Consider the following 4,451-nt stretch of genomic DNA (forward strand, 5'->3'; position numbering starts at 1 on the left):
GCTGTCGGTGAGATCCTCAGATATCTCCAGATACCCGGAGAGGGCAGTCAGTTGATTCAGAATGTCATGCCTGGTGATATTCGAAAGAAGATTCAATTTATTGTTTGCATTCGTGATTGCAGACTCATATCGTTTTCGTTCAGAAATATCTCTGACATTGGAGAGGACCATTCGTTCTCCTTTGAACTCATACACGCTCGCATTAATCTCAACAGGAATCTCTTTCTTATCCAGAGTAAGATAGAGAGTCTCAAAGGTCACGTGGCCACGTGACAGCAGGATCTTTGAATTATTAAGATCTGCCTCCTTCGTTAGTTCTGGCACAATATCCATAGGAGTCATGGAAAGCAGTTCTTCCCTGGTATACCCGAGGATATTACACGCCGTCTCGTTCATCTCAATAAAGAATCCAGGGATACCCTCATCTGATAACCGATGAAGGAAGATTGCATCATTTGCATTATTAAAAAGGGTTCTGAAACGTTCCTCACTCTCCATCAAAGCATGCTCAGCAATTTTCCTCTCGGTGATGTCTTCAAGGGTCTCAACCGCACCAATTACTGTTCCATGCTCGTCGCGAATAGGAGCGGCAGTAAAGAATAACCAGGATCCTCCTGCTCCCATCATCGGGAAGAAATCAACCGCCTGATACCCACCATCTACCAGATCAGAACGTTCATAATGTTCAGGATACCGGGACTCCGAAGTGACATCTGCATTATCAACTACCATATCTGCAATACACGGACGTTTTTCCGAGTAAAAGGCACGCCAGTGCTGATCGGTCCCTACAACCGTATCTGCCGGAATCCCTGAATATCTTTCCAGTGCTTTATTCCACTGAATAACCAGGTGGTTCTTGTCAATCACAAACTGAGAGATAGGAGATCCTTTTACAATCGCATTCAGGGTATTCTTACTCTCCAAGAGCGCCTGTTCTGCACAAATCCGTGCAGAAATATCTATTCCGATAGCAACATACCTCCGGGATCCCGAGGGATCCCGAAGAAGTCTGGTATTCCAGAGAATCTCCTTTTTATCTCCTGATTTCGTCAGGATAGTAGTATGAAAATCCTGAAGATATCGGTTCTCCCCAATGATCCGGGAGATACCCGAAGTGAGATTCTTCCGGTATTCAGAATCCGGGTAGATAACTTTCCAGATCCATGACTGACCAGAGACCTCACTTTCTAGGTACCCGGTAATCTCCTCTGCTGCGTGATTCCAGATCAGGATCCTGCCCTGCTCGTCAAGTACCATCAACCAGACATTGGCATTCATGATGATACTCTCCTGGAACCTGGTCAGGGTCTGAATCTCTTCTTCAGCCCTCTTCTGTTCAGTAACATCCTGAAGTACCTCAACTGCTCCAATAACCTTCCCATCTCCATCACGAATCGGGGCTGCGGTAAAGTACAGCCAGTACCCATCTTTTCCGATATCAGGGAAGAAGTCAACAACCTCATATGCACCATCAATCAACCGGGATGGGGCAAATTTTCCTTCATACCATCGGGGGATATCTGCTATGTTATTCTCAACCAGGAGATCTACAAGACAAGGACGCTCTGTCTGATAAAAGGCACGCCAGTGCTGATCTGTCCCAATTATATCAGATGCAGGGATCCCGCTATACTGCTCAATTGCTTTGTTCCAGTGAATAACCCGGTGATTTGAATCGATGACGAAAAGGGGGACCGGAGATTCCCCAACGACTGCGGCCAGTATTGCTTCACTGCGTCTGATTCTGGCTTCTATTGCTAATTGAGCAGAGATATCACGAAATGTCCCTTCAATCCCTGCTGGTTTTCCGTCTGCATCGTAGTAGATATGACTGTTCGTTGATACCGGAACCGGGGTTCCGTCACGCTTCTTCAACGTGACCACGAAATTCGTCACCGAGCCGGTTGAAAAAACCGCTGAAACAAAAAATTTACGCTCATCAGGATGTTTATAGAAATCAGAGGAGATATTTTTGCCAAGCAGGTCACCCATAGAATCATATCCTAAAAGAGGGAGAGCACTCGGACTTATCATGATCAGGTTTCCTTTCAGATCGCTTCGGTAAAAGATGTCCTGAAGGTTTTCAATAACTCCCCGATACCGCGATTCACTCTCAGCAAGGGCAAGCATCGCCTTCTTCTGGCTGGTGATATCCTCAAGTGTTTCAAGTGCTCCGATCACCCTTCCAGAATCGTTCCTGATAAGAGTAGCGGTGAATGAGAGCCATATCCCATCTTCTCCCAGATTCGGAAAGAAGTCAATACCGGTATAGGCATCAGAAACCAGTGGTGATCGGGCATAGATATCCCCATACCATTCCTGAAGATGATCAGCAGCTCCATCCAGCAGGAGGTCTGCCATCACCGGCCGTTTTTCAGGGTAAAATGCCCGCCAGTGCTGATCGGTACCGATCATTTCAGAGGCAGTAATTCCAGTATAAATTGCAACCGCATTATTCCAGTGGATCACCCGGTGATCTGTATCGATCACAAACTGAGGGATGGGCGATCCCTGGATGATCGCATTCAGCTTGGCTTCACTATCACGAAGTGCCTGTTCATTACTGGTTATGGTCCGATTTTGAGCCTGAAGTTCCTCTTCGGTGCTGAGCAGTTCTTCATATGAAGCAGCAAGTTCTTCCGTTTTTCGCCTTATTTCTGCCTCATTCCCTTTACGAGCGGTAATATCCCGCATGACCGCGAGCAGCAGATACACATCATTGACTAAAATCCGGGTTAGTGCAATATCGCAGTCAAACAGGAAGCCATCGCTCCGCTGGTATTTCCATTCAAAAAACTGTGATTCGCCTGATAGGGCGACTGATAACCGATGCAAAAGCGTTTCGTTTGTAGAAGAACCATCCTCCTGATACGGGGGTGAGAGATCTGATAGACTACAGCCCAGGAGTCGTTCACGCGGTATTCCAAAGAGACGTGCCATCTGCGGGTTGCATTCCACAATCAGATTATTATCGAGAAGAACGATAGCATCAAGGGCATATTCAAAGAGGGCATGATACTTCTGTTCATTCTCCCGGACTGCTGCTTCAGCTCTACGCTGGCGGACCAGTTGCCGTACCTGATTACTCAGTTCAGCAAACTGTGATGTGGGATCTCCTCCTTTCTGCAGGTAAAAATCGGCACCTTCCCGGAGTGCTGCAATAGCCACATCCTCTCTGCCCCTGCCGGTGAAGATGATAAAGGGGGTGGTATTATTACTGGCGCGAATCTTTTTCAGAAATTCAATACCATCCATTTCAGGCATCTGGAAGTCTGAAACGATGACATCAAAGGTCTCAGAGGAGATACGATCAAGAGCTTTGCGTACCGATGATTCGGTCTGTACCCGGAGGTCTCCGGTTCGTTCCAGAAATATTTTGCAGATATCAAGGAGCATCTGCTCATCATCAACATACAGCACCGAGAACAACGATCCGCACCCCCACTTCAGTGTTGGTAATCTCTTCGAAAACCTGATAGACTTTTCCCTTATGCTGATAAGGAGGATGGATCTCCACAGAGTTTGCCGGGAAACAATGAGGATCAGCCTTGATATCAGGTACAACCAATGGATCAGAACAGTATGAAACCCATTAGAATCACCCTGTTAGGAACAAACGGTTGGTACTCAACAGAAACAGGCAATACCCTATCCATTTTTATTCAAACCCCTGATCTCGCTATCATCCTCGATGCAGGAGACGGAATTCATAAGATTGCTGATATCTGTCCTGAAGTACAGATACCTGCCTGCCTGTTCCTCTCCCATTTTCATTTGGATCATATATGCGGGATGCATGCACTTGCCAGGTTGAGATTTACTCACGGCCTTACTATCTACGGACCACCGGGGACCAAAGAACTGCTCACCAGGTTCATTGGGTACCCGTTTACCGTTCCGGTAGCAGAACTCTCCTATCAGGTTACCATTGTCGATCTCCCGGAAGGAAGATCAGAACTCGTGATTCCGGTTACTACCGCTCCTCTTATCCATACTCAGTTAGTATACGGGTACCGGTTAGAACTCGGTAAGATCATCACCTTCTGCACTGATACCGGTCCATGTGATAACTTCCTGAAACTTGCAAATCATGCAGATCTGCTGATATCAGAATGCTCGTATCTTCCAGGACATGATACCCCAGCATGGCCACATATGAACCCGGAGATGGCGATAACTTCGGCAGAAACTGCAGGGGCAAAAAAACTTGCACTTGTTCATTTTGCTGCTGACCTGTACACAACAATTGAGAAAAGACGGGATATCAAAAAAACGGTAGAAAAGGCTGATGACCTGATCATCGGAGAGGATGGTATGGTCATCGAACTCTGAAGCACTGAAACTCATTCGATAAAAAGTTCCCAAAATTCAACCAGTAACCACACTATTTTTTTGTTCATTGAGCAGGACATTCCATTTCCAGATCGCTTCAGCAAGAACAAGAACCA

Annotated in this window: 2 protein-coding genes; one reads left to right on the top strand and one right to left on the bottom strand. The window is 46.5% G+C overall.

Annotated features, from left to right (window positions below):
* A partial coding sequence (locus LUQ50_RS05565; protein WP_300037423.1) for a PAS domain S-box protein occupies nucleotides 1–3,423 on the bottom strand: 3,423 nt, incomplete at its 3' end.
* Between the two features lie 162 nt (nucleotides 3,424–3,585).
* On the opposite strand from LUQ50_RS05565, the gene LUQ50_RS05570 reads away from it, so the two are divergent.
* Entirely contained in the window at nucleotides 3,586–4,335 is a 750-nt protein-coding gene (locus LUQ50_RS05570; protein ID WP_300037420.1) for an MBL fold metallo-hydrolase, read from the top strand.
* Nucleotides 4,336–4,451 lie beyond the last annotated feature (116 nt).

The organism is Methanospirillum sp. (assembly GCF_028679455.1).
GTDB lineage: Archaea > Halobacteriota > Methanomicrobia > Methanomicrobiales > Methanospirillaceae > Methanospirillum.